This window comes from Actinoplanes sp. KI2 (assembly GCF_025630775.1).
Taxonomy (GTDB): domain Bacteria; phylum Actinomycetota; class Actinomycetes; order Mycobacteriales; family Micromonosporaceae; genus Actinoplanes.
Window position 1 is genome coordinate 34,468 of sequence record NZ_JAOSZE010000054.1, and the last position, 23,170, is coordinate 57,637.

Sequence of the window (23,170 nt, forward strand, 5' to 3'; positions counted from 1 at the left end):
GCATGGCGGTGCGTACATCAGTTGCCTCTACGATGCAGGCGTGCACGTGAGTAATCGGCCACAAGGATAGACCCCCATCGCGGGCTGGTGTCAACTCGCAACTACGGTAGATTCGCTACTGCACACATGAGTGCGCAAGGGAGGCAGGGCATGGGTCACCAGGATGAGCCCAAGAGCCTGGCCGACAAGATCAACCACCTGTACGCGTCCGTCCGGCCGACGGGCCGGGCGCGGCCGTACTCGGACCGGGAGGTCGCAGCCGCCATCCGGGAGGCCGGCACCGAAATCTCCTACGCCTACCTGCACCTGCTGCGGACCGGCGAGCGAGCGAACCCGACCAAGCGCCACCTGGAGGGGCTGGCGCGGTTCTTCGGCGTACCGCCCGCGTACTTCTTCGACGATGACATGGCCACCCAGGTCGACGACGAGCTGCGCCGCCTGCGGGCACTGCGCGACCTCAAGGACGCCTTCGAGTCGCCCGAGGTGCGCACCGTGGCGCTGAAGGCCCGCGGGCTTTCCGATGTGAGCCTGCAGCAGCTCGGTGCCATAATCGACCACGTCCGAGCGCTGGAACATCGGGGAAGGACCGTTCCGGACGCCGCCGAGACCGGCGTCGACGACCGATCCGGCGACTAGCCAGCTCGCGGGGAGGACGATAAAGGCCGACATGGATCACCGGATCCGCAAACGCATGCAGCGGCTTCTGCGCGAGTTGGACGTTCGTATCCCGGCGCCGTTCACCGCCGAGGAGTTCTGCCGGAACCTCGCCTCGGCCCGCGAACGAGAAATACATCTCGTTCCCTGGGATACCACCCGGGCTTCCGTTCCGTGCGGGCTGTGGATTTCCACCGAACAGGCCGACTACGTCATCTACGAGCAGGCGGCCGCGGCGATCCTGCGCGAGCACATCATCCTGCACGAGCTCGGCCACCTGCTTCTCGGCCACGCCGGCGCCGTTGACCTGCAGGGCGTACTCGGCACCTTCGACATCCTGGACACGTCGGTCGTGGAGCGCGTACTCGGCCGCACCAGTTCCTACGATGCGCGGGAGGAACGCGAGGCCGAAATCCTGGCGAGTGTCATCGGTGAACACCCGGCCCGATACGCTTCCGAGGCGCAGGGACAGCTCTCGGCGGACGCGGCCGCGGTCGTCGATCGATTCGGCGCAGCGTTGGCAGCCGACCGGAGGTGGCGGTGACCGCTTGGGCTCACCTGGTGTCCGCGGGGGTGGCGCTCATCGGCCTCCTCCTGAAGATCCGAGATCTGCGCCGGAACCCCGGCAACCCCGCCCTCCGCGCGATCTGCATCACCCTGGCCGGCCTGTGCGGCGCCGTCCTGGCGGGGTGGGATCCGGTGGCCGGCACCATCGACAGCGTCTCGCACGTGCCCAACCTGGCGAAACTGCTGGAGCACTGCTTGGCGCTGACCGCGGCCGCCGCCACCCAGGCGCTCTTTCTCAACCTGGGTGACCCGAGCACCGCCGGGCGCCGCTCCCGATACCGGTGGTTGATCCTGGTCGGCGTCGTCGCCGTCATGACCACGGCGTTCGCGCTCGGCGGTTTCCGAGTGGAGGCGCCCGAGACCTTCGTCACCTACTACGCCGGCAGCCCGTACCTCGCCCCGTACCTGCTCGCCTACCTCGCCTACCTCGCCCTCGCCATGGTGGACATCTTCCGCATGTCCTTCCGGTACGCCCGGCATGCCCCCGGCCGGCTGCTTCGGACCGGCATTCGGCTCCTCGCGACGGGCAGCATCATCGGGCTCGTCTACGTCGTCCACAAGGCCGCCTTCACCATCGCCCACCGCTTGGACGTCTCGCTCGCCTGGGACGAAGGCCTCGTCTCGCGGTTGCTCACGCTGGCGGGCATTGCGTTCGTCACCACCGGCCTGACCCTGCCGGCGCTCGGCGCGTTCGGATCCGACATCGTGCACTGGCCCGCCAGGCACCGCCTCCACCAGCATCTGTACGACCTCTGGGCGGCCGTGACCGACGCCGTCCCCGAGGTTGTCCTCTACCCGGCCGCCGACTCGGGTCGCCGGCGGCTGGTGCTGCGTGGCCTCCAGCACGCGCTCTACCGCCGAGTCATCGAGATCCACGACGGGTTGCTGCGGCTTCGGCCGTACGCCGACCCGGCGGACGTCGCCGCCGCCCGCGATCACGCCGCCGATCTCGACCTACCCGGAGCGGTTCGGGACGCCGTGCTCGACGCCGCCACGATCGCTTCCGCGATCCGCCGGCGCCCCACCCACAGCGCCATGCCTACCGACGACGTCACCGCGCCGGACGCGGCCCCGGGAGACTTCGACAGCGCCGCCGCGCACCTCGCCCGCGTCGCCGACGCCTTCACCGCTTCCCCAGTCATCGCGCGAATCCGCAACGGCGGCCTCGCCGCAGCCCGCGCCGAACCGACCTGAGATGCCGACCGGAGAAAAGCTCACCGTGCCGACCGGAGAAAAGCTCACCGTGCCGACCCCTGACAAGCTCACCGTGCCGACCTCTGACAGGACCGCGTCGTGGCGCCTGGCGAAGATCATTACCGACGTGCTCTCCCCCGCGGTCCTCGTCGCCGGTCTCCTGCTGGCCGTCGCCTGGCACGCCGCACGGACGCCCTCGCAGGCCATCGTGATGGGATCGCTGGCGGCGTCGGCGGCCAGCATCATCCCGATCAGCTACATCGTGCGCGGGGTCCGTCAGGGCCGGTGGACCAACCACCACGTCACCGTTCGCGAACAGCGCAGGCTCCCGCTGCTGGTCTGCCTGGTGTCCACGCTCGTCGGCACCCTTCTCCTTTACGCCGTGCACGCACCCCGTGAGTTGGTCGCCCTGATCGCGTCGATGGTCGCCAGCCTGGCCGTCGCCTGGCCGATCACGATGCTCCTGCGCTGGAAGGTTTCCGTGCACGCCCTGGTCGCCGCCGGAGCGGCCGGAGCGCTCGCCGTGGTCTTCACCCCGGTGGTGCTGATCGCGATGGTGCCGATCGCCGCCGCCGTGTGCTGGTCGCGAGTCCGGCTCAACGATCACTCCACCGGACAGGTGGCCGTCGGCGCCGTGATCGGCCTCGCCGCGACCGTTGGTCTCTTCCCCGCCTTGCTGGGCTGACCCGTCCTCGCGGCGCCGCCTCCTACTCGACGGACTGGGCCAGCCGGCTGGTGACCGCTCCCCAGCCCTCGGCGAAGCCGAGTTCCTCGTGCCGCGCGCGGCAGGCGGGATCGCCGTGCCGTACGAGAATCCGGTAGTCGGTGCCGGCCGTACACCATCCGTGCATCGTCGTTGTTAACTGACCGGCTCCGATTGGAGTGATCATTGTCAATCAAACTATGACGGTCGGTCCACCTAGGATCGGGGATTAGCGCGACTCCCAGAAGGGACACTCGGTGGACACGGCTTCGATGACCATGGATCGACTACGGACGACCGGCCCGCCCTCGCCCGGCCGGAACACCATCGTCCGGACGGCCCGCCTGCGCGTCGACCAGAGCAATCCGTTCTACTTCGATCACCCGCTCGACCATGTGCCCGGCATGCTGCTCGTCTGCGGCGCCGCCGAGCTGGCCCGCACCGGCACCGACGACGCGTACGACGGCCGGGTCCGGGGCGCCATGACCTTCCGGAACATCTGCGAACTCGGTCCGGCGCCCACGCTGCGGCTCGCCGGCGGCGCCGAGGGAGGAACCGTCCAGGTCACCCAGAACGCGGTGACCGTCGCCGACGGCTGGTTCGAGCTCTCCGGCACGGCCGAGGTGCCCGGGCGCGACTGCCGGGTCGAGCCGAGCCGGTCGGTGCCGGCGAGCGCGGCCCTGGTGCACCGGGCCCGCGACGAGAACATCATGATCGGCGAACCCTGGTCGAGCGACGGGCACGTCAACGCCCTGGTGCTGCCGCCGCCGCGGGAGCACCGCCTCGCCGGGCACCGACCCGGCACCCACGCGGTCGAGTACCTGGTCGAGGCCGGCCGGCAGTTCTCGACCTGGCTCCCGCACCGCATCGCCGGCTGGCCGCTGGAGGCCTGCATGCTCTGGATCGGGGTGACCGCGGACCTGCCCGTCCGGCTGCCGCGCGCGCTCGCGGTGGCGTTGCGCTGGCGGGAAGCGCCGATCACGCGCGCAAAGGCCAAGTTCCACCTCGATCTGGTGCCCGCCGACGGCCGCGGCCCGGCGCTCGGATCGCTGCGATACGCCAGCAAGATGCTCAGCCCGGCCGAATATGCCCGGTTCCGGGAGAACAGGAGGACCGCCGCATGAACGAGCGCGTTGTCGTCGCCGGCCTGCGTGCGCTGTTGCCGATCACGGTAGCGCTGTTCGTCGTCGCGATCGTTGCCCATGCCGCCGAGGCGAACCGGCCGCCACATCTGGTCGCCGCGCTGCTCTGCGGCGTATATCTGCTGTGGATCGTCGTCGAGGGCCGGATCACCGTGCGTCATCCGGCGCAGGCGTCCGCCGAGAACAACACCTTGCTGCCGTACGCGCTGAGCCGGGCCGGCGTCGGCGTGTCGGCCGCGCTGTGGCCGCTGCGGTGGGACCGGTTGTCGGTGTGGATGGTCGCGCCGATCGCGCTGTTCCTCGGCGCCGTGGCGCTGCGGCTGGTGGCCATCAGGACGCTGGGCCGGTTCTACTCGCACCACGTCGTCCGCTACTCGGACCACTCGATCGTGACCACCGGGCCGTACCGGTGGGTGCGGCATCCGGCGTACACCGGAATGCTGTTGGCCAACGCCGGCTTCGTGGCCTACTTCGTCAACCCGCTCAGCTGCCTGCTGCTGGTGGCGCTGTGCGCGGTGGTGATCTGGCGGATCGGCGTCGAGGAACGGGTGCTGCTGGACGTTCCCGGCTACGGCGCCTACGCCCGCGGACGCGCGCGTCTGCTGCCGGGAGTGTGGTAGGCCATGCAGCTCGTTCTCGACGGACCCGGACTGGCCGACCCGACCCTCGTGGGGCACAAGTTCGCCCGGCAGGACCGGATGCGCCGGGCCGGACTGCCGGTACCCCGCTTCTACTGCCTGACCGGGCAGGCGTTCGCGGACGGGACGCCGGCCGGCACGCCGTTTCCCGGTCCGCATGCCGACACCGGGGAGCTCGTCGCCTGGGCGAGCGCCAACCGCGATCGCATCCGCGGCGGCGCCGTACCCGTCGCGCTCGCCGATCAGGTGCTGACCGCGTTCGACGCGCTGGCCGGGGCGGACGGCCTCGTCGCCGTCCGGGCGTGTGTGGTCGCGACCGCCGACGGGGCCGGCGAGGACGGCGCCGACGACCCGTTCGCCGGCCTGTCCGACAGCTACCTGTACGTGCGCCGCGACGCCGTGCCGGCCCGCATCGTGGACTGCTGGGCCTCCGCGTACAACCCCGAGGCGGTCCTCTACCGGGTGCGGCGCGGCCTCGACCCGGCCACCGCCCGGGTCGCGGTCGGCGTGCAGCGCATGGTGCTGGGCACCCGGTCGTTCGTCGCCTTCACCCGCGACCCGCGCACCGGCGCCGATCGCCGGGTGATCGCCGCCGCGCACGGTATCGGCGAGGGAATCGTGCAGGAGAAGGCCGACATCGACCACTTCTTCGTGGACGGCGCGACCGGGGCGATCGAGGTCGACGCCGGGACCAAGGCCACGATGGTCGGCCTGGACCCGGAGCGACCCGGTGCCGGGCCGGTCCCGCTGCCGGTGCCCGCGGACCGGGCGCAGGAGCCGGTGCTCAGCACCGCGGAGGTGCGCGAGGTGTGCACGCTGGCCGGCACCGTGGCGGAGCTCTTCGGCGGACCGCAGGACATCGAGGGGACCATCACCGCGGACGGGACGATCCACCTCGTCCAGGCCAGGCCCGCGGTCCTGGAGCAGCGGCCGGACGGACCGGAGGTGCCCTGGACCAATCACAACCTCACCGAGAGCTTCCCCGGCCTGACCAGCACGCTGACCTACTCGCAGGCGTGCGTCTTCTACCGGATGGGTTTCACCGACTTCTACCGCCGGATGGGTGTGAGCGAGCGGTCGTTGCGCAGCAACCGGCACCACCTGAGCCGGATGATCGGCCACCTGAACGGCCAGGTGTATTACCGGCTGGACGCGTGGTTCGCTTTGCACGGCCGGATTCCCGGGTTCGACCTGATGCGTCCGCTGTGGGAACGCTCGCTCGGGCTCACCGAACGCACCGGCATGCCCCGCGAGCGCACCGGGCGGCCGTGGCTGCGCGTGCTCCGCTCGGCGCCGCGCCTCGCCTGGCTGCTTGCCCGGCAGCCGGCCGAAACCCGGTCGTTCCTGCGGTGGTGGGACGCGTATGTCGCCGACTCGGCGTCGCTCGACGGCTGCTCGGCGGACGAGTTGATCGTCCGGTACCGGCACATGTGGGCCGAGGCCGAGCGGCGGTGGGGCACCACGATGGTGAACAGCTACTTCGGCCTGGCCGTGCTGGCGCTGGCCACGGTGCTGCTGACCCGCTGGACCAGCGACGGCGCGGCGCTGCTGCCCCCGCTCGTGTCCGGTGGCAGACCCAACCGGACGCTCGAGTCGGTGCGCTCGGCGATCGCGCTCGCGGAGCTGGCCGGCGGGCAGCCGGCGCTCCGCCGGGCGGTGCTGGAGCAGCCCGAACGGGAGGTCTGGGACGACATCGTGGCCGGCCGGTACGGCGCCGGGGTCGCCGCGGCCTTCGCCCGGCACCTGGCCCGCTTCGAGGACCGCGCGCTGCACGACCTGAAGCTGGAGGTGGTCACGCCCCGCCAGCAACCCTGGATGATCCTCGCCACCCTGCGCCCGTTCGTCGAACAGGGACTGACCGTGGCCGGCAGCGTCGCCGACGAGCGGCGTGCCTCGGCGCAGGCGCGGCGCACGTTGCGCGAGAGCTGCCCGAACCCGGCGCGACGGGCCGTCCTCGGCCTCCTCGTCGCGTCCCTGCGGTTCTTCGTGAAGGCCCGGGAGGACACCCGGTTCTGCCGCAGCCAGCTGTACGGGATCTCCCGCGACGTGCTCTGGCGCCTGGCCGACCGGCTGGTCGCCGCCGGGTTGCTGGACGAGGTCGGCGACGTGGCACACCTGCGGGTGGAGGAGGTGCTCGGCGCCTTCGACGGCACCCTGCCCGACGCCGGCCTGCGTGAGCTGGCGCTGCGCCGCAAGGCCGAGCTGGCCGCGGCGGCGGACGAGCCGAGGCTGCCCGCCTACTTCACCACGCCGGCGGGGGTGCCAGTCGGCATCGCGCTGGCGGCACGCCGCGAGGACGCCCCGCCCGCGACGATCGCGACCGACGGCGTCCTGCGCGGGCTGGCCTCGAGCAACGGCCGGGTCCGTGGCCGGGCCCGGGTCGTACGCGATGCCGCGGTGCCGCCACAGTCCTGCGCCGACCGGATCCTGGTCGCCAGGGAGACCGACCCGGGCTGGTTGCCGCTGATGATGGTCGCCAAGGGCATGGTCGTCGAACGCGGCAGCCTGGTGTCACACACCGCGATCACCGGGCGGTTGCTGGGCATCCCCACCGTCGTCGCGGTCGCCGGCGCGGGCACCGTGATCGCGGACGGCGCGCCCCTGGAGATCGACGGCGGTACCGGGACGGTCCGCCTGCTGTCCGAGGCCGAGTTCGAAGCAGCCGTGGAGTAGCCGTGCGGATGGAGAACCTGTACCTGGCCGGACTGGGCAGCTACGTCCCGGAACCCTTCCCGGCGCACCGGGCGGTCGCCGAGGGCCGGTACGACGAGCAGGACTGGAAGAACAGCGGCTGGAGCGGCGCGGCGGTGGCCGGCAACATCTCGGCACCCGAGATGGCGGTCATCGCGGCGAACCAGGCGCTGGCCCGTTCGGGCCACGCCCGGGACGACATCGCCCTGCTGATCCACGCCTCGGTCGGCGACCAGGGCCCGGACGGCTGGTCGCCGCACCACTACATCCTGCGGCACACCGTCGGCGGCACGATCCCGGCCATGGAGGTCCGGCAGGGCTGCAACGGCGTGCTGGCGAGCATGGAACTGGCGCACGGCTACCTGACCGGAGGTCCGGGGCGGGTCGCCGCGCTCGTCACCGGGGCGGACAACTTCGGTGTCGCGCGGTTCGACCGGTGGCGCTACGCGTCCGGGACGAACACCAACCGCGGCTCGATCATCGGCGACGCCGCGAGCGCCGTCGTGCTGTCCCGCCGGGACGGATTCGCCCGGGTCAAGGCGATGAACTCCGCGTCGTTGCCCGAACTGGAGCAGATGAACCGCCCGGACGGGCCGCTGTTCCCACCGGCGCTCACCTTCGATCGGCCGGTGGACGTGGCCGGCCGGCTGACCGGCTTCGCCCGGCGCTTCCCGGAGGCGGCGGCCGCGGCCAAGAAGTCGCTGACCGACGCCCGCACGGAACTCGCCCTGCGCACCATCGCCGACGCCGGCATCAGCCCCGCGGACGTCGCCCGCAGCACCCACGTGTTCTCCGGGGGCGAGGGGTACATCCGCAGCGTCCTGCGGCCGATCGGCATCGACCCGTCCCGGGGCATGCTCGAGCTCGGGCGCAGCCTGGGCCATCTGACCGTCAGCGATCACCTGGTGGCCCTGACCCATCTCGTGGCCTCGCACCAGGTCGGACCGGGCGATCACGTCCTCATGATCAGCAACGGGGTGGGTGTCTCCCTCGCGTCCGCCGTCGTCGAGGTCATCGCCCGGCCCGCCTGGGCCACCGGAGCGCCCGAAAAGCTCAAGGAGACGCTATGAACGTCAGTCGATGGATCGACGACCTCGAAGCCGGCTGGCGTGACCGCGATCCCGCGGCGATCGCCGCGCTCTTCACCGAGCAGGCCTCGTACCATCAGGGGCCGTTCGGGCCGCCGCACGTCGGCCAGGAGGCGATCGCCGCGCACTGGGCGGCGACGCTGTCGCGGCAGAAGGACCCGGTCGTCTGGTTCGGCGCCCCGGTCGGCGGCGCCGACCGGGCCTGCGTCGAGTGGTGGTGCATCCTGCACGACCCCGCCACCGGTACGCCCCGAACCGCCGCGGGCTGTCTGGTGCTGCGGTTCGCGGACGACGGCCGCTGCGCCGAGTTCCGCGAGTACTGGCACGGAGCCCAGGAGATCGCGTCGACGCCGGCCGCGGGGTGGATCCGGTGAGCGTGCTAACCCCCTCTTCGGGCGTGTGTCCGCACTACCCGTTCCCCGATCGCCCCGGCATCGACCTCGCACCGCAGTACGCGGACCTGTTCGCCGGCGAGCCACTCGTCCCCGTGCAACTGCCCGGCGGCCGGCCGGCGCTGCTGGTCACCAGGTACGCCGACGTCCGGACCGTGCTGGCCGACCCCAGATTCAGCCGGGAACAGTGGCACAACGGCACCCTCTTCGCCCGGGAGTCCAGCGCCCTGGCCCTGGTCACCAGCGATGCACCCACGCACTCCCGACGGCGGCGCGCGGTGCAATCCTGGTTCACCCAGCGCAACGCCGAACGGGCCCGGCCGCGCGTCGCCGCCATCGCGAAGCGGCTGCTGGACGACATCACCGCGGCGGAGTCCACCGTCGACCTGGTCGCCGCGTTCACCACTCCCCTGCCGTACCAGGTGATCTGCGAACTTCTCGGGATCCCCGCGGGCGACCTGGACCGGCTGCTGCCCCGGGTGACGGTGATGATGTCGGCGGGCCGATTCGCCGCGGACGAGGTGACGGCCGCTCATCAGGCCATGCACGAGTACTTCTTCGACCAGTTGACGGCGCGCGAACGGGCGATGGAGGCGGGCGTCCCCGGCGACGACCTGCTCACCGCCCTGCTGACGGCGCCCGAGGAGACCCGGCTCAGTACCCGGGAGATCGCGGTCTTCGGGTTCGGCCTGCTGATGGCGGGCGGCGAGACGACCGCCTCGCACCTGGCGATGTGCGTGCTGCAGCTGCTCCGCCGGCCGGACCTGGCCGAGTCGCTGCGCCGGGACCCGGCGGCGATCCCCCCGTTCGTCGAGGAGATGCTGCGCTGGGTGTGGTTCGCCGGCACCGGCGGGCAGCCGCACGTCGCCGTCGCGGAGGTGGAGCTGGCCGGCCGGACCATCGGGGCGGGCCAGGTCGTCGTCCCGCTCACCGACGCGGCGAACCGGGACCCGGAGGTCTTCGGCGACGGCGGCGAGTTCCGCCCCGGCCGCACGCCGAACCCGCACCTGGGCCTGGGCCACGGCCGGCACATGTGCCTCGGCGCCGCGCACGCCCGCGTGGAGCTGCAGGAGGGGCTGGCCGCGATCCTGCCGCACCTGGGCCGGATGGAGCTCGCCGTGGACGAGTCCCAGCTCGACTGGCGCAGCCAGATGTTCATCCGTGGGCTGTGGACGCTGCCGGTGCGGTGGCGCGGCACGGCGGCTCCCGCATGATCGCTCGCTGGGCCCGCTTCGTCGCCGGCAGCTATCCGCCGCTGCCCTCGACGCTCTTCGCCGTCGCCTGGGCCTACGGCGTCACCGGGTTGTTCGCCGCCGTCGACCCGCGGGCGCCGCACTGGAGACCGGACGCCGGTACCGCCGTCGCCGCGCTGACCCTCGCGATCAACCTGCTGCTCATGCGGGCGCTGGACGACATCCGCGACCTCGACTACGACCGCCGGCTCAGCCCGGACCGCCCCCTGGCCAGCGGCGCCGTGCGGACCGGCGACCTGCTCGTGCTGTACGCGGCCGGCGCGGCGGTGTCCCTGGCCCTCAATGCCCGCACCCCGGCGGCCATGGGGATCCTCGCCGCGCAGCTCGGCTACGGCGTGCTGGTGGTGGCCGTCCATCAACGGCTGCGCTGGCCCTCCGGCGACAACCTCGTGCTGAGCCTGCTGGTGAGCTTCCCGGCACAGTTGCTGCTGCACCTGTACCTGTACGCCGGCTACCTGCACGGCACCGGCCTCGGCCCGAGCGGCGACGCCCTGCCCGCGATCGGCATCGTCGTGCTCGCCTCGGTCCACCTGGAGCTGGCCAAGAAGATCACCCGAGCCCCGCGGCGCGGCGAACGCACCTACGTCACCGTCTTCGGGCTGGCCGGCACGACGAGCGCTGCTCTGGCCGCACCGGTGATCTCGGCCGCGCTGCTGGTCGCCCTGGCCGGGCGATCGGGGACCTGGGCGCTGTTGGCCGTCGTACCCGTGGCGCTGCCGTTGGCGGCCGGATGGCGGTTCGCCCGGACGGCGGCTCCACGATGGCCGGCCGCGTCGCCCGCGCTGTACCTTCTGCTGACGTTCGCCGGCTACTTCGTGCTCGGGCTGCGGCCGTGAGGTGATCGCGCCGGTGGCGTTTCCCGCGGCTCGAATCGAAAGCAGAGAGAGGAGCACCGTGGCAAGGTCCGACACCCGGGCACGAATCATCGCCAGCGCCCGCACGCTGCTGCGCAGGCAGGGGTACCACGCCACCGGGCTCGCTCAGATCATCGAGCACAGCGGCGCACCGCGCGGGTCGGTCTACTTCCTCTTCCCGGGCGGGAAAGAGCAGATAGCCGTGGCGGCGATCGCGGAGTGGACCGTCGAGTTCGACCGGCTCGTCCGCGAGTTCCGCGCCGAGCACGGCACCGCCCGCGCCTGGGTGGAGGCCATGGCCGAGCACTTCGCGAACGATCTGCGCTCCTCCGGCTACATCGAGGGCCTGCCGATCACCACCATCACCCTGGATTCGGTGCCCACCTCGGCGGGGCTGACCGTCGCCTGCCGCAACGCGTACGACGTCTGGCTGACCGCCTTGACGGACGGGCTGCTGGCGTACGGCGAGCCCGCCGAACGAGCGGACCGGCTGGCCAAGCTGATGATGGCGAGCCTGGAGGGCGCGGCGGTGCTCTGCCGTGCATACCAGTCGACGGCGCCGCTGGACCAGATCGTCCCGTTCGTGCTCGACCAGTTGCCGACCGACTCGGCGGTCTGACAACGGCGGTCGCCGTCAACTTGCGCCGACTACCGGTTCGTATGTCCGTCGGAGGAAGTTGTAAACGCATATCGGGACGTGGAATCGCTCATCGTCGTATCCGGCGTGACTGTCGGCGGCAGTGTCCGGGTCGGCAGTAATCGCGGCGAGCTGGTCGAGCGCCTCGGCGAGGACGTCGTTGATCGGCTCATCCGGCCCCGGCATCGCACCCCACATGTCCCAGGGCAGCAGCTCCATCTTGGCGAGCGCGGCGACGTCGCGGATGAGATTACCGGCGATCCACCACCATCCCGACTGGCCGTCTCCCTCGAGACCGCACCGGGACGGGTCAAGATTTTCGGCTAGTTTTCCACCGTTTCTGTCCACTTCGGTCCGGGCCCGTTGGAGATACGGACGGTAATGCCTGGCCAGGCGTGGCCGGCTGATTCCGGACGGCCCGCGGGCAGGAGCCGCGCTGGACTACCGTGCACGCGTGCCCAAACCTGTGGACCTGTCGACTCCGGCTTCGCGCCGGGAGGCGCTCCGGATGGTGGACGTCGGCGACCCTCGTCCCCACCACGCGATGCTGCGGAAGATTTTCGACCTCGAAAGGATCTGGCGCGAAGGCCCGGACCACGGCGCGAGCGACGAGTACGAGCAGATCTATCTGACCGCCTTCCTGCTGTTCCTGATCGGCGATCCCGCCGACTCGCGCCGCCTGTACGCCGCGAAGTTCCGCACCGGTGACATGGACCTGGGCATCGGCTTCGACGCCCAGGCCATCTTCGGAGCGGGCCGGGACGAGACGCTGCGATGGCTCTCGGAGAACGGGCACGCCGACGAGCACGCACACCTTTCCGATTGGCTGTCGCACGCGGAAGACCCGACGATCGAAGACTGGGTTCAGCACGTACGCGAGTATTACTACGCACCGGACGGCGTCCTGCTGCTGGACGCGCTTTGACCTCAGACTCCCCGGCGTACGCGTCAGCCTCGGCCGCCCGGCTACGATCCACGGGTATCCGACAACGCGGGGGCGGGGATGACATGGCTGGTTACTCGGGCACGCCGCTGCACCGCAAACTCGGTATCAAGCCAGGTCACCGAGTCACCTTGCTCGACGCGCCGGCCGGCTTCGAGGCCTCACTCGACGGCCTGCCCGACGGGGTCGTCGTCCGGCCCGGCCTGGCCGCCGACGCGCCGACCGACGTGATCGTGCTGTTCGTGACCGAACGCCACGAGCTGCTGGCCCGCCTCGACGAGGTCAGACGCGGCATGGCCCAGGACGGCGGCTTCTGGGTCGCCTGGCCGAAGCGGGCGTCGAAGGTGCCCACGGACGTCACCGAGGACGTCGTCCGCGAAGTCGCGCTGCCGACCGGGTTGGTCGACAACAAGGTGTGTGCGATCGACGAGATCTGGTCGGGCCTGCGGCTGGTCATCCGCCGCGAAAACCGCAGACCAGCCAAGTGACGCGTCTCGCCCGGTCCCCCGTACGCCACGACCCGCCTCGCTTCGGCCCCCGGCGGGCGGACCCCGTCGAACGCGGCCGGGCTGCGAGACTGATCCGATGAGTACAGGGCGGCCGCTGTCGGCGGAGTATTTCGATGAGTGGTACACGGACATGGTGGCGTCACCGGTCAAGGACGAGCTCGTGCGACGTCATCTCGGGCTTCCCGCGCACCTGTTGTCCACGAGTCTGCTGTCCTGGGAAGCGGTCGGCGAGGTCGCCGCGGCGTTGCGGTTGTCGCCGGGGCAGGTGCTGGCGGATCTCGCGTGTGGCCGCGGTGGTTACGGTCTGGAGGTGGCGCACCGCAGCGGGGCAGACCTGGTGGGGGTCGACTTCTCCGCGGCGGCGGTCCGGCAGGCGCAGGAGTATGCCGTACGGCTGGGTCGGGTGGCGCGGTTCCGCGTCGGTGAGCTGACCGCGACCGGACTGGCCGACGCCTCGGTCGACGCCGTGATGTGTATCGACGCCGTGCAGTTCGCCGAGCCGGCGGACGCGGTCTACCGGGAGATCCGCCGCGTCCTGGCCCCGGCCGGGCGGGTGGTGCTGACCTGCTGGGAACCGGTCGACCGGGGCGACGAACGGGTGCCGGACCGGCTGCGGTCGGTCGACCTGCGCGCCGGGTTGACCAGGGCGGGGTTCGTCGACGTCACGGTCGACGAGCGGCCCGGCTGGCAGGCGGTCGAAGCGGCCTTGTGGCAGGAGGCCGTGGCCCTGGACCCCGGCACGGATCCCGCGCTGCGCGCCCTGCAGGACGAGGGCGTGCGAGTGCTCGAATTCGGCCACCGGATCCGACGGGTCATCGCCTCCGCCACCGCAAACTAGCCGCCGTTAGGTGCCCCACGAGCTTCGGGTGAGCAGGCACTGATCATGTTGTGGTGGCGGCGCCGGCCGTTGCCGGCGCCGCCACGGAACTAGCCGACCGGCTGCTCGACGGGCGCCGGGGTGGTGCTGGGCGTGGCCGGCGCGGCACCGGCGGCCGGCTTGCCGCCGCGCAGCGGGACGTGCTGGATGAACAGGGCGATGACGAAGCCGGCGACGGCGACGAGGCTGCCCCAGACGAACAGGTGGGTGATGCCGTTGGTGACCGCCTGCTGGAACAGGTGCCGGACCGCCTCGGGCATGGCGCGCAACGTCGCCGGGGTGAACGAGGAGGCCGAGGCGGACGCGTGGCCGCCGGCCGCGCCCAGGGTGCTGGTGAGCTGGTGGGCGTAGACCGAGCCGAGGATGGAGACGCCGAGCGAGCTGCCCATGTTCCGCAGGAACGTGGACACGCCGGTGCCCGCGCCCATGTCGCGCATCTCCAGGCTGTTCTGCGCGATCAGCGTGCTGGTCTGCATGATGCAGCCCATGCCGGCGCCGAGCACCACCATGTAGATCGCCGTGGTGGTGGTCGAGGTGCCGAGGCCGACCGTGCTGAACAGCAGCATCCCGCCGGCCACGATGACGCCGCCGACGATCGGGAAGATGCGGTAGCGGCCGGTCCGGCTGATCGTCTGGCCGACCAGGACGCTGACCACCATGACGGCGATCATCATGGGCATCAGCAGCAGGCCGCTGTTGGTGGCCGAGGAGCCCTGGACGAACTGCTGGAACTGGGGCAGGTAGCCGACGGCGCCGAACATGGCGAAGCCGGAGACGAACGCGATGCCGCCGGCGAGGCTGAAGTTGCGGCTCTTGAACACCCGCAGCGGCATGATCGGCTCGGCCTGCCGGCGCTCGACCATGATGAACGCGGCCAGGCCGGCGACGGTGAGCACGGCGAGCCCGATGATCTGGGGCGAGAGCCACTTGTACTCGGTGCCGCCCCAGGTGGTGATCAGGATCAGCGAGGTGATCCAGACGGCGAGCAGGCCGGTGCCGATCCAGTCGATCCGCGCGTGGCCGGAGCCGCGGGGCAGCTTGCGGAGGGTGATCGAGCAGACGATCAGGGCGATGATGCCGAGCGGCAGGTTCACGTAGAACGCCCAGCGCCACGACAGGTGGTCGGTGATGAAGCCGCCGATCAGCGGGCCACCGATCATGGCGACCGGCATGACCGCCATCATGACGCCCTGGTACTTGCTGCGCTCGCGGGGCGGGATCATCACGCCGATGATCGACAGCACGCCGACGATGAGGCCGCCGGCGCCGAGGCCCTGAACGGCCCGGAAGCTGATCAGCTCGGCCATGTTGTGCGCCATGCCGCAGAGCGCGGAGCCGGCGAGGAACAGCACGATGGCGGCGAGGAACGTGGTCCGCCGGCCGTAGAGATCACCGAGCTTGCCCCAGATCGGGGTGGCGATGGTGGTCGCCAGGATGTAGCCGGTGGTCACCCAGGAGAGGTGGGTGAGGCCGCCGAGGTCGCCGACGATGGTCGGCAGCGCGGGGGCCACGATCATGTTGTCGAGCATGGCCAGCAGCATGGCGATGACCAGGCCGCTCATCGTCACCATGATCTGCCGGTGGGTGAAGCCCAGCCCGGCCGGCTCGGCCACCTTCGGCGGCGCTGCGGTTTCCTCCATGGTTGGCCTCTCGTCTCTGCTGCCGGTCGTCTGATCGCCGGAGCCGAACTAACTAATCGACCGGCTAGGAAAAAACTATAGAGGAATTAGCTAGCCGGGCGTCAAGCTATCTATGATGGCGGTGGGAGGTATCACAGATGGCCCGCCTGAGCGAGACCGGAGACAGCCGGCGCACGGACACCCGTGCCCGGATCCTGACCGTGGCCCTGCGCCTGTTCGCCGAACGAGGCTATGCCACCACCTCGCTGCGGGAGATCGCCGAGGAGCTCGGCGTCACCAAGGCCGCCCTCTACTTCCACTACCGGACCAAGGAAGACATCGTCTCCGGGATCCTTCGCGGCTACACCGACGGCGTTCAGAGCCTGCTCGATGCGTACGAGGGGACCACGCCGACCCTCGCCGCGCGGGAGAGGCTGCTGCGCGACTTCGCCGCCCTCCAGGCGCAGTGGGGCGGCGACCTGACGAAACTGATCAGGCAGAACTACACCGAGGTCGTCAACCTCCCGGCCGGCGGCGAGATCAAGCAGTCACACCACCGCCTGATCGACGCCCTCGCCGGGCCGGCGCCGACCGTGCTCGACCGCACCCGAGCCGTCGCCGCCCTCGCCACGCTGCAGAGCGCCGCGATGCCCGTCGAGAACGTCGACGAGCAGACCCGCCGCGAGGCCGCCCTCGTCGTATCGCTGGAGGTACTCCGCGCCTGCGGATCCCCTCACCCGCCGGCCTCGGCCGGGCGCGGCGGATCGACATAGCCGAGACCCGGTTCATCGAGCCCGCCCCAGAGGAGGTTGGTGACGCGCGGTCCGTCGCGGTGCCGCTCCAGCGCGGGTGAGGTCGGCCGGGGCAGGTGGAGGCTGTCGTAGAGGCGGAATCGGTACAGGTCGAACGCGGTGACGGTGAGCTCGCCGAACAGGCCGGCGGCCGCCACGATGCCGACGTAGTACGCGAGCGCGGGGACCACGATGCCGATCGGGACGGCCCACCACGTCCACGGGGTCCAGACCAGGAAGAGCGCTCCCCACAGCCAGGTCCCCGCCGCCTTGTCGAGCGCGGCACGGGCCTGGACCAGCTCGGTCCTGGTCTCGGGCGGCAGCAGCAGCCACAACGCGTACCAGCAGACGACGGCGTCGAGCCCGAACTTGGCGGCGGGACGGGTCTCGGACGCGCGCAGCGTGTCGCCCAGCCGGGTGGGCATGCCCAGCGCGTCGCGCTCCGGCGTACTGCGCAGGAACCTCCGCCCGCGCCCGAGGTCGGCGGCCATCTGCTGGTCGAACCCGTCGATGCGGCGCCGTCGCAGCGCCTGCAGCCGGGCGGGGTCCCTGGCCGGTTCCTGCTCCAGGGCGCTCAGCTCGAGGAACTCCTCCGTGTCCAGCGAGCCGAACCGCTGCCGGAGGTTGAGCGTGTCGACGCGCTCCCGCCAGTACCGGTAGCGCCGCCGGCGGTGGGCGATCAGCCGGTCGCGCAACCACCGCGGGCGCGACCAGTAGCCCTCGAGAAGGCGCAGCAGGGGCAGCGTCAGCCGCTCGGCCGCGATCGCCGAGACCGCCACCAGGAGCAGGCCGCCGGCGAGAAGCAGGATCTGCGCAGCGGCGGGGAGCCGGTGCAGCCACGCGACCGTCGCGGACAGCTCGGCCTGCCAGCCGTGCCGGTGGACTCCCGATCGGTGCTGGTGCCACCACACGGCCGCCAGCCCGCCGGCCCAGAACGCGAACGCCGGGGTCAGGATGCGGACCATCCACTGCTTGGCGAGCTCGCCCCCGAGTCCGGACCAGAATGCCCCGAGCATCGCGGCGCCTAACCGGTGATTCGGTCGAGGACGGAGCCGTCATTCGGGCACAGCAACACCTCGTCGGTCGGTCTGTCGCGCACCACCGAGTAGTCCCGGCGGGGGCAGGCGAACAGGACACCGATCACGCCCTGTGAGTCGCCGGCCAGGGTGATCGCCCGGTCCTGATCGAGCTCGAGCCGGTCGCGGATCGCCTCGTGCGACCGCAGGGCCTCGGTCAGGGCCGGCCTGGCGCTCCCCCGCGGCTGGGACAGCGCCCGGGTGAGCCGGTCCGCCACCTCGGCCCGCTCACTGTCGTCGGCGATCATCGCCGGCAGCTCCCCGCGGATCCGTTCGGCGAGGTCGCGGAGCTCCTCTTCGGTCATGGTCCCTCCTCACGCCCCGACATGCGCGAAAGCTCCCCAGGCGTGGATCCTGCTGTGGCTGCGCTTGTCGGCCGAGACCAGGTCGAGCCATCCGAGGAACCGGTCCGCCACATCCGGCGGCAGCCAGCCGGGCCGCTCGCCGGCGGCCGCGAAGTGGCGGCGCTTCTCGGCGTTGGTGGTGTCACGTAGCCACCGTTGCGCGGCTCGCAGGGCCGCCGCCGGCGCCAGCCGGTCCCACCACCAACGGCCGTAGAACTCCGCCATCAGCATCGCCGTCGCCCGGTCGGGCACCGCCCACTGGGAGGCCACGACTCCGGCGACGCCGGCCTGCAGAAGCCCGGTGGGCAGGGCGACCACCTCGTCGGGCAGATCGGTGCCGGGCATCGCGGTCTCACACGCCGACAGGACCGCCAGCCGTACGCGTAACGGCAGCTCCATCAGCCGCCGCAGGGTGACCCGCCCACCGGCCAGCAGCAGGCCGCTGTCGAGCGGGCTGCCCAGCTCGGCGAAACCGTGGCAGGCGAGGTGGAGAACGTCGGCCTGCGGTGCTTTCCACTCGAACGACAGGCAGGTGGCCTCGGCACCGGTGAGCACCGTCGGGGCCGCCGGAAACGCCGCGGCCGCCACCATCGCCTCACCGCGTGCCATCGGCAGTCGGGCGGCCGGCACCGGCCACGGTTCGGCCACGGCGAGGAGGCGGCTCGGTGTCACCTCGGCGGCCAGCTGCCGCGCCGCCTCCAGCGACCGCGCGTTCGGTGCGTACGACACGGCGACGGTGTCCAGCACGTACCGCCGCCCGGTGGGCGTATCACCGTCCGGCGTCCAGGCGGCGTGCAGCGGCAGCAGGCCGAGCAGGCCACCGGCGACCAGCACCACCTCGCCGGCTCGGCCGAGCTCGTCCAGGACCGGCCCCATGACGACATCCCACAGCCAGCCGGTCAGGTCGTCGAGCGACGTGTCCCATCGATCCCGTACGGCGTTCGGCTCGGCGACGTATTCGGCGTAGATCGCCAGATGGTCGCGCGCCCGGTCCCGCAGCCGCTCCGCGGTCAAACCCGCCAGCGGTACGTGGGTCACCTCGCCATTCCGGACGATCAGCGCCAGCCCGCCCGGGTCGGCCGCGGCCAGGTATACCAGCGGCACCGGGGCCGTCACCCGGGCGACATCGTCGAAAGTGGGGGCGGCCAGGAAGCGCTCATATCCGGGCACCTTCCGCACTTCCTCGATGACGGCATCGAGTTCGTCCCGTGCGGCCCGGATGTCGCCCAGGCTTGCGCCGTCGGTCATGTCCCAGCTCCTGACCCAACGTATGGCAGCTGCGATACGTTGGGTCAGTATGGAGCACGAGGCCCTGTCCGCACTGCTCGCGGCCCGCAACACCAACCAGATGCGCCGGGTGGTGTCGGACCACCCCGACCTTCTCGACGCTGCCGTCGACGCCGACCTGGTCCGGCGGCTCGCCGCGGCGCGCGCGGCCGGCGACCTCGGTACGGCGCACGCCCTCGAACGATGTCGCGGCGTGCTGCGCCGCTGCCGCGAGGTGGGCATCCCGGCGGCCTTCCACGAGCTGGTCGAGGGAGCCGCGGAACGCTTCGAGTCCCTGCTGGCGACCGCTCGCGAGGCCGACGAGCAGTACTCGGCCACCGACGACGTGGCGGCGCTGCACCGCCTGGTCGACGCGTACGGGTACCTGGTCAACCACCCCGCAACGCTCCTCGCCGACCGGTCGGCGCAGGCGGCCATCTACAACAACGCGGCCACCGCGTTCCTGCGCCGCCGGCTGCACCCGGGCGCCGCGGCGGGCACGGGCGACCTCGAGCGTGCCGTGGAGCTTGCCCTCGCCGCCTCGAACCTGGCCGAGGCCGGAACCGGGGACGAGTCGGTGGCCCTGGACAACTACGGCCGGGCCCTCTACCAGCGGTTCCGGCACGGCGGTGCCGCGCGCGACCTGGACCGGGCGATCGCGGCGCACAACACCGTCGCCGGGCGAGGGCCCGCCGCCGTCGCCTCCTGGAGGCGGGTGGCGAACGACCTCGCCGTGGAGTTGCTCGACCGCTACCAGCTGACCGGCGACCCGGACGACCTCGACCGGGCGATCCGGGTCGACACGGCCGCCCTGGACGCGGCGTCGCCGGCCCGGCCGGAGGTCGAGACGGCCAAGCGGCTGGGCATCTCGCTGCGCACCCGATACCAGCGGACCGGAAACCCGGCCGACCTGGACGCAGCCGTCACCAGCCATGGCGCGGCGGTCACCGTGGCGGCGCTGTTCGGGTCGCCGAGTGCCGGCCTGCTCACCGGCCTCGGCGCCTCGCTGGCCGGGCGATACCGGCTCCGCGGCGACCCGGCCGACCTGACCGAGGCGGTCGCGGCACTGAGTCAGGCCGTGGCGGCGGCACCTGGCGGGACGGTCGCGCCCGTACTGCGCCTGAACCACGCCGCCATCCTGCAGTTGCGATACGAGGCGACGGGCGACGACGAGGGCCTCGAGGCTGCCGTGGACGCCGCACGCGATGCGGTGGCGGCCATGCCGGCCGGCGACGCCGAGCGGGCCTCCCTTCTCAGCGACCTCGGCGCCCTGCTGCGCGACCGGTTCGAACGCCGCGGCGACCCGGCCGCGTTGGCGGAGGCTCTCGACGCCCACCGGGAGGCGCTGGCCGGGAGCCGGCAGCACGCCGATCGCCTCAACGCTTTCGGCCGGACACTGCAGAGCCGGCATCGGCTCACCGGCGATCCGCACGACCTCGACTCCGCTGTGGATGCCTACCGCGAAGCCCTCGACCTGACCCCGGCCGGCCGGCCCGACCGCGCCCTCTATGTCGCCAACCTCGGCGCCGCCTTGTCCACGCGGGCCCGCCTGACCGGCGACCTCGCGGACGCCGACGCGGCGATCGAGACGCTCGACGCGGCCCTCGCCGCCACGCCGGCCGGAGCGGCCGAACGCGGCGACCGGTTGGAGAACCTGGCGAACGCGCTGAGCGCGCGCAGGCGGCAGGGACCCGGGACCGACGACCTGGACCGGGTGATCGCCATGTACGACGAGGCGGTGGCTCTGCGCGCCGACGGATCACCGAAACGGCCGATCACGCTGCTGAACCTCGGCAACGCGCTGCGCACCCGCTATCAGCTGACCGGCGACGGCCGCGACATCGATCGCGCCGTCACCAGGCACCGAGCGGCGCTGTCCACGCTGGCCGCGGACTCGCCCTACTACGGCAATGCGCTCAGTGCCCTGTCCGGCGACCTCCTGCTACGCGGCCGGGAACCCGGCCACGGCGACGATCTCGTCGAGGCCGTCGGGCGTGCGGAGGCCGCGCTGGCGGCGACGGCGCCGGAGGCACCGGACCGGGTGGCCATCGAGTCGGCGCTGGCGACCGCGCTCTGGGTCCGGTCCCTCGGCTCCGGCGACCGTGCCGACGCCGACGCGGCGGCCGCGCACAGCCGCTCGGCCGCCCGGCGCGGGCTGACCGGGCTGCCCGAGGGCGCCGTCATCGCCGGGTACGTCTGGAGTCACATGGCCGCCCGGCTGGGGCGGTGGAGCGAGTCGGCGGAGGGCGGCGAGCTGGCGCTGAGCGGGCTGGAAACCCTGGTGTCCATCCAGCTCACCCGCGCACACCAGGAGTCATGGCTGACCGCCATGGGTGGCGTCGCGGCCGACACGGCGTACGCGCACACCCGCGGCGCCCGCGGGGAGCAGGCCGTCCTCGCGCTGGAAAGGGGCCGTTCCCTGCTGCTCACGGAGGTCCTCGAACGGGATCGCGGCATCCGCGACCTGGCGTCGCTCGATCGCGCCGACCTCACCGACCGCTTCCGGCGCGCCGCCGAACGCCTCCAGCCGCAGCTGTCGACGCCGCCGGACGACCCGAGCCGCCTGCTCCGGTGATCCCTACGGCGGCGAACTGTCCATACTGAACTGGACGTTCTCCAGTGTGCACACGGAGGCAACGGCGGCGATGCGACTCGCGGCAGCGGAGTTGAACGAGAGCGTGGCGTCGTAGCGGGTGTGCCAGACCTGGTCGATGCCGAGCTGGGCGAGAGTGGCTTGCTGGGCCGGGCTGGGGTCGGTGAGGTAGTGCCGGGCCTCGAGCACCTTCTCGGTGTCGGTCATGGTGACCCGGGAGTTGCCGGTGCCGTTGGTGTATCGCCAGTCCACCGTGGCGTAGTAGTGCCTCGGGTAGTCCGGGTCGGGGTGCGGCCGCGGCTCGGACTCGGTGGCCCGGATCGCCTGCGGATCGACGGAGGAGATCAGCCGTTTGCCGGTCGAGGTGTCGTCGACCAGCAGGATCGGCTGGTACGTGGCGCCGAATTCGGGGCGCAGGTGGAAGTCGACACCGACGACGGCGTACTGGTCGACCCGGCCGCGGCCCCAGCGCCAGTGGTCGACGAAGTGGGCGAAGGAGATGTTGCCCCACTTGTGGTCGTGATGGCCCCGGCCGGTGAACCGCCGCCGCCTGCCGTGCACGGTGACGGTGCCCTTGGCGTTGCCGGCGGGTACGGCCGCGAACCAGGCGTGGTACTTGCTGGTGCCGTTGAGGAAGCGGAAGCCGGTCCCGGGCCGGAACGGCCGCACCAGGCTGGTCAGGGTGAGGTCGATGGCGAGGTGGCCGTCGGTGCCCTGAATACGGTAGGTGTCGAGGTTGCCGGTGCAGGTGAACGGGCCGACGCGTACGTCGCAGTGGTCGGTGCGGGCGGTGAAGTCGTCCCAGGTGTAGGTCTTGCTCAGGTGGTGGTTGGTGCCGTCGGGGTCGGTGACGACGAGGCTGACGCCGGGGCGGCGGTCGGCTTCGGTGGTGTCGGGCTCGAAGCCGTTGCCGGGTCTGGTCTGCAGGGTGAGGCAGACGACGGTGCCGTCGTCCCCGGTGAACTCGGCATACCACCATTCGTACGCGTCGGGGTCGGTGTTGACGGCGGCGGTGCGAAAGCCGTCTTCCCACTGGTGATAGGAGGTCGGGGACAACCCGACTCGCGCGTAGTCGTCCGGTGTGCTGCCGAACAGGTTGGTGGGGTAGCCGTTTGCGCGCCGCCTGACCGCGCCGGCCTCGGCCGGTTCGGAGCCGAACGCGGCCGCGGCGGCCGGACCGAGAATGGCGGCTGCGGTTCCCTGCAGCAAGGTCCGCCTGCTGGTCCGCGGAGCGTGGTTCATGTCCGTCACCTCCGACGTCGCTGTCACGCTGCACCAAGACGCCAACGTAATTCGCGTCGGTTTCGGTGCGGCGGTGACCGCGATACTCAGGACTAGC

24 protein-coding genes are annotated in these 23,170 nt (G+C 71.8%); 17 read left to right on the forward strand and 7 right to left on the reverse strand.

The genetic code is table 11. The annotated features are described in order from the left end of the window. The first annotated feature begins 150 nt into the window (after window positions 1–150). The 4 genes from ODJ79_RS39865 to ODJ79_RS39880 are packed head-to-tail and all read left to right on the forward strand — an operon-like array spanning window position 151 to window position 3,100. Window positions 151–636 carry an XRE family transcriptional regulator gene (locus tag ODJ79_RS39865; protein ID WP_411267417.1) on the forward strand — a complete coding sequence of 162 codons (486 nt, stop codon included), beginning with the start codon at window positions 151–153 and terminating at the stop codon, window positions 634–636. Window positions 637–667: 31 nt separating this feature from the next. Then, on the forward strand, window positions 668–1,198 hold the full coding sequence (locus tag ODJ79_RS39870; protein ID WP_263028895.1) for a hypothetical protein: 531 nt from the start codon (window positions 668–670) through the stop codon (window positions 1,196–1,198). Beyond that, a complete protein-coding gene (locus ODJ79_RS39875) occupies window positions 1,195–2,415 on the forward strand; it encodes an MAB_1171c family putative transporter (protein WP_263028896.1) in 1,221 nt (406 codons plus the stop codon). Before ODJ79_RS39870 ends, ODJ79_RS39875 begins: the two co-directional genes overlap by 4 nt. A gap of 1 nt (window position 2,416) precedes the next feature. Beyond that, window positions 2,417–3,100 carry a phosphoesterase PA-phosphatase gene (locus tag ODJ79_RS39880; RefSeq protein ID WP_263028897.1) on the forward strand — a complete coding sequence of 228 codons (684 nt, stop codon included), beginning with the start codon at window positions 2,417–2,419 and terminating at the stop codon, window positions 3,098–3,100. Between the two features lie 22 nt (window positions 3,101–3,122). On the opposite strand, the gene ODJ79_RS39885 is transcribed toward ODJ79_RS39880, so the two are convergent. After that, the gene (locus ODJ79_RS39885) at window positions 3,123–3,266 is read right to left on the reverse strand and encodes a hypothetical protein (RefSeq protein ID WP_263028898.1); all 144 of its coding nucleotides are present in this window, start codon (window positions 3,264–3,266) and stop codon (window positions 3,123–3,125) included. A 109-nt stretch (window positions 3,267–3,375) separates the two neighbouring features. Here ODJ79_RS39885 and ODJ79_RS39890 point away from each other — a divergent pair, with 109 nt between their 5' ends. Genes ODJ79_RS39890 through ODJ79_RS39925 form a run of 8 tightly spaced genes read left to right on the forward strand, consistent with a single transcriptional unit; the run spans window position 3,376 to window position 11,795 of the window. Next, window positions 3,376–4,242 carry an AfsA-related hotdog domain-containing protein gene (locus ODJ79_RS39890; RefSeq protein WP_263028899.1) on the forward strand — a complete coding sequence of 289 codons (867 nt, stop codon included), beginning with the start codon at window positions 3,376–3,378 and terminating at the stop codon, window positions 4,240–4,242. Next, entirely contained in the window at window positions 4,239–4,880 is a 642-nt protein-coding gene (locus ODJ79_RS39895) for a methyltransferase family protein (protein ID WP_263028900.1), read from the forward strand. The genes ODJ79_RS39890 and ODJ79_RS39895 overlap by 4 nt, the downstream gene beginning before the upstream one ends. A 3-nt stretch (window positions 4,881–4,883) precedes the next feature. Then, window positions 4,884–7,571, forward strand: a complete 2,688-nt coding sequence (locus ODJ79_RS39900; RefSeq protein ID WP_263028901.1) for a PEP/pyruvate-binding domain-containing protein — start codon at window positions 4,884–4,886, stop codon at window positions 7,569–7,571. Between the two features lie 8 nt (window positions 7,572–7,579). Further along, window positions 7,580–8,659 carry a ketoacyl-ACP synthase III family protein gene (locus ODJ79_RS39905; protein WP_263028918.1) on the forward strand — a complete coding sequence of 360 codons (1,080 nt, stop codon included), beginning with the start codon at window positions 7,580–7,582 and terminating at the stop codon, window positions 8,657–8,659. Next, a complete protein-coding gene (locus ODJ79_RS39910; RefSeq protein WP_263028902.1) occupies window positions 8,656–9,051 on the forward strand; it encodes a nuclear transport factor 2 family protein in 396 nt (131 codons plus the stop codon). The genes ODJ79_RS39905 and ODJ79_RS39910 overlap by 4 nt, the downstream gene beginning before the upstream one ends. Further along, entirely contained in the window at window positions 9,048–10,283 is a 1,236-nt protein-coding gene (locus tag ODJ79_RS39915) for a cytochrome P450 (RefSeq protein ID WP_263028903.1), read from the forward strand. The genes ODJ79_RS39910 and ODJ79_RS39915 overlap by 4 nt, the downstream gene beginning before the upstream one ends. Beyond that, window positions 10,280–11,158, forward strand: a complete 879-nt coding sequence (locus ODJ79_RS39920; RefSeq protein ID WP_263028904.1) for a hypothetical protein — start codon at window positions 10,280–10,282, stop codon at window positions 11,156–11,158. Before ODJ79_RS39915 ends, ODJ79_RS39920 begins: the two co-directional genes overlap by 4 nt. Before the next feature lie 58 nt (window positions 11,159–11,216). After that, a complete protein-coding gene (locus tag ODJ79_RS39925; RefSeq protein ID WP_263028905.1) occupies window positions 11,217–11,795 on the forward strand; it encodes a TetR/AcrR family transcriptional regulator in 579 nt (192 codons plus the stop codon). A 15-nt stretch (window positions 11,796–11,810) separates the two neighbouring features. Here the strand turns inward: ODJ79_RS39925 and ODJ79_RS39930 are convergent, their stop codons facing one another. Next, window positions 11,811–12,161 (reverse strand): hypothetical protein, encoded by a 351-nt coding sequence (locus tag ODJ79_RS39930; protein ID WP_263028906.1) that lies wholly within the window; start codon window positions 12,159–12,161, stop codon window positions 11,811–11,813. A gap of 106 nt (window positions 12,162–12,267) precedes the next feature. Here ODJ79_RS39930 and ODJ79_RS39935 point away from each other — a divergent pair, with 106 nt between their 5' ends. The 3 genes from ODJ79_RS39935 (at window position 12,268) to ODJ79_RS39945 (ending at window position 14,103) form a co-directional block, all read left to right on the forward strand. Beyond that, complete coding sequence (locus ODJ79_RS39935) at window positions 12,268–12,738, forward strand: hypothetical protein (RefSeq protein ID WP_263028907.1); 471 nt, start codon at window positions 12,268–12,270, stop codon at window positions 12,736–12,738. 83 nt (window positions 12,739–12,821) lie between these two features. After that, on the forward strand, window positions 12,822–13,244 hold the full coding sequence (locus tag ODJ79_RS39940; protein WP_263028908.1) for a DUF3052 domain-containing protein: 423 nt from the start codon (window positions 12,822–12,824) through the stop codon (window positions 13,242–13,244). 97 nt (window positions 13,245–13,341) lie between these two features. After that, entirely contained in the window at window positions 13,342–14,103 is a 762-nt protein-coding gene (locus tag ODJ79_RS39945) for a class I SAM-dependent methyltransferase (RefSeq protein WP_263028909.1), read from the forward strand. Between the two features lie 89 nt (window positions 14,104–14,192). On the opposite strand, the gene ODJ79_RS39950 is transcribed toward ODJ79_RS39945, so the two are convergent. Beyond that, entirely contained in the window at window positions 14,193–15,782 is a 1,590-nt protein-coding gene (locus ODJ79_RS39950; protein ID WP_263028910.1) for an MDR family MFS transporter, read from the reverse strand. A gap of 137 nt (window positions 15,783–15,919) precedes the next feature. Between ODJ79_RS39950 and ODJ79_RS39955 the strand changes: the two genes are divergently transcribed. Beyond that, entirely contained in the window at window positions 15,920–16,534 is a 615-nt protein-coding gene (locus ODJ79_RS39955) for a TetR/AcrR family transcriptional regulator (RefSeq protein ID WP_263028911.1), read from the forward strand. On the opposite strand, the gene ODJ79_RS39960 is transcribed toward ODJ79_RS39955, so the two are convergent. From ODJ79_RS39960 to ODJ79_RS39970, 3 genes are read right to left on the reverse strand one after another with little or no spacing between them, the layout of a single operon-like run. Continuing rightward, entirely contained in the window at window positions 16,495–17,568 is a 1,074-nt protein-coding gene (locus tag ODJ79_RS39960) for a hypothetical protein (RefSeq protein WP_263028912.1), read from the reverse strand. The genes ODJ79_RS39955 and ODJ79_RS39960 overlap by 40 nt on opposite strands. Before the next feature lie 8 nt (window positions 17,569–17,576). Continuing rightward, the gene (locus tag ODJ79_RS39965; RefSeq protein WP_263028913.1) at window positions 17,577–17,933 is read right to left on the reverse strand and encodes a hypothetical protein; all 357 of its coding nucleotides are present in this window, start codon (window positions 17,931–17,933) and stop codon (window positions 17,577–17,579) included. A gap of 9 nt (window positions 17,934–17,942) precedes the next feature. Then, a complete protein-coding gene (locus tag ODJ79_RS39970; protein WP_263028914.1) occupies window positions 17,943–19,220 on the reverse strand; it encodes a CHAT domain-containing protein in 1,278 nt (425 codons plus the stop codon). A gap of 49 nt (window positions 19,221–19,269) precedes the next feature. On the opposite strand from ODJ79_RS39970, the gene ODJ79_RS39975 reads away from it, so the two are divergent. Beyond that, a complete protein-coding gene (locus tag ODJ79_RS39975) occupies window positions 19,270–21,813 on the forward strand; it encodes a tetratricopeptide repeat protein (protein ID WP_263028915.1) in 2,544 nt (847 codons plus the stop codon). A 3-nt stretch (window positions 21,814–21,816) separates the two neighbouring features. Here ODJ79_RS39975 and ODJ79_RS39980 read toward each other — a convergent pair whose 3' ends face one another. Then, complete coding sequence (locus ODJ79_RS39980) at window positions 21,817–23,073, reverse strand: hypothetical protein (RefSeq protein ID WP_263028916.1); 1,257 nt, start codon at window positions 23,071–23,073, stop codon at window positions 21,817–21,819. Window positions 23,074–23,170: the final 97 nt, after the last annotated feature.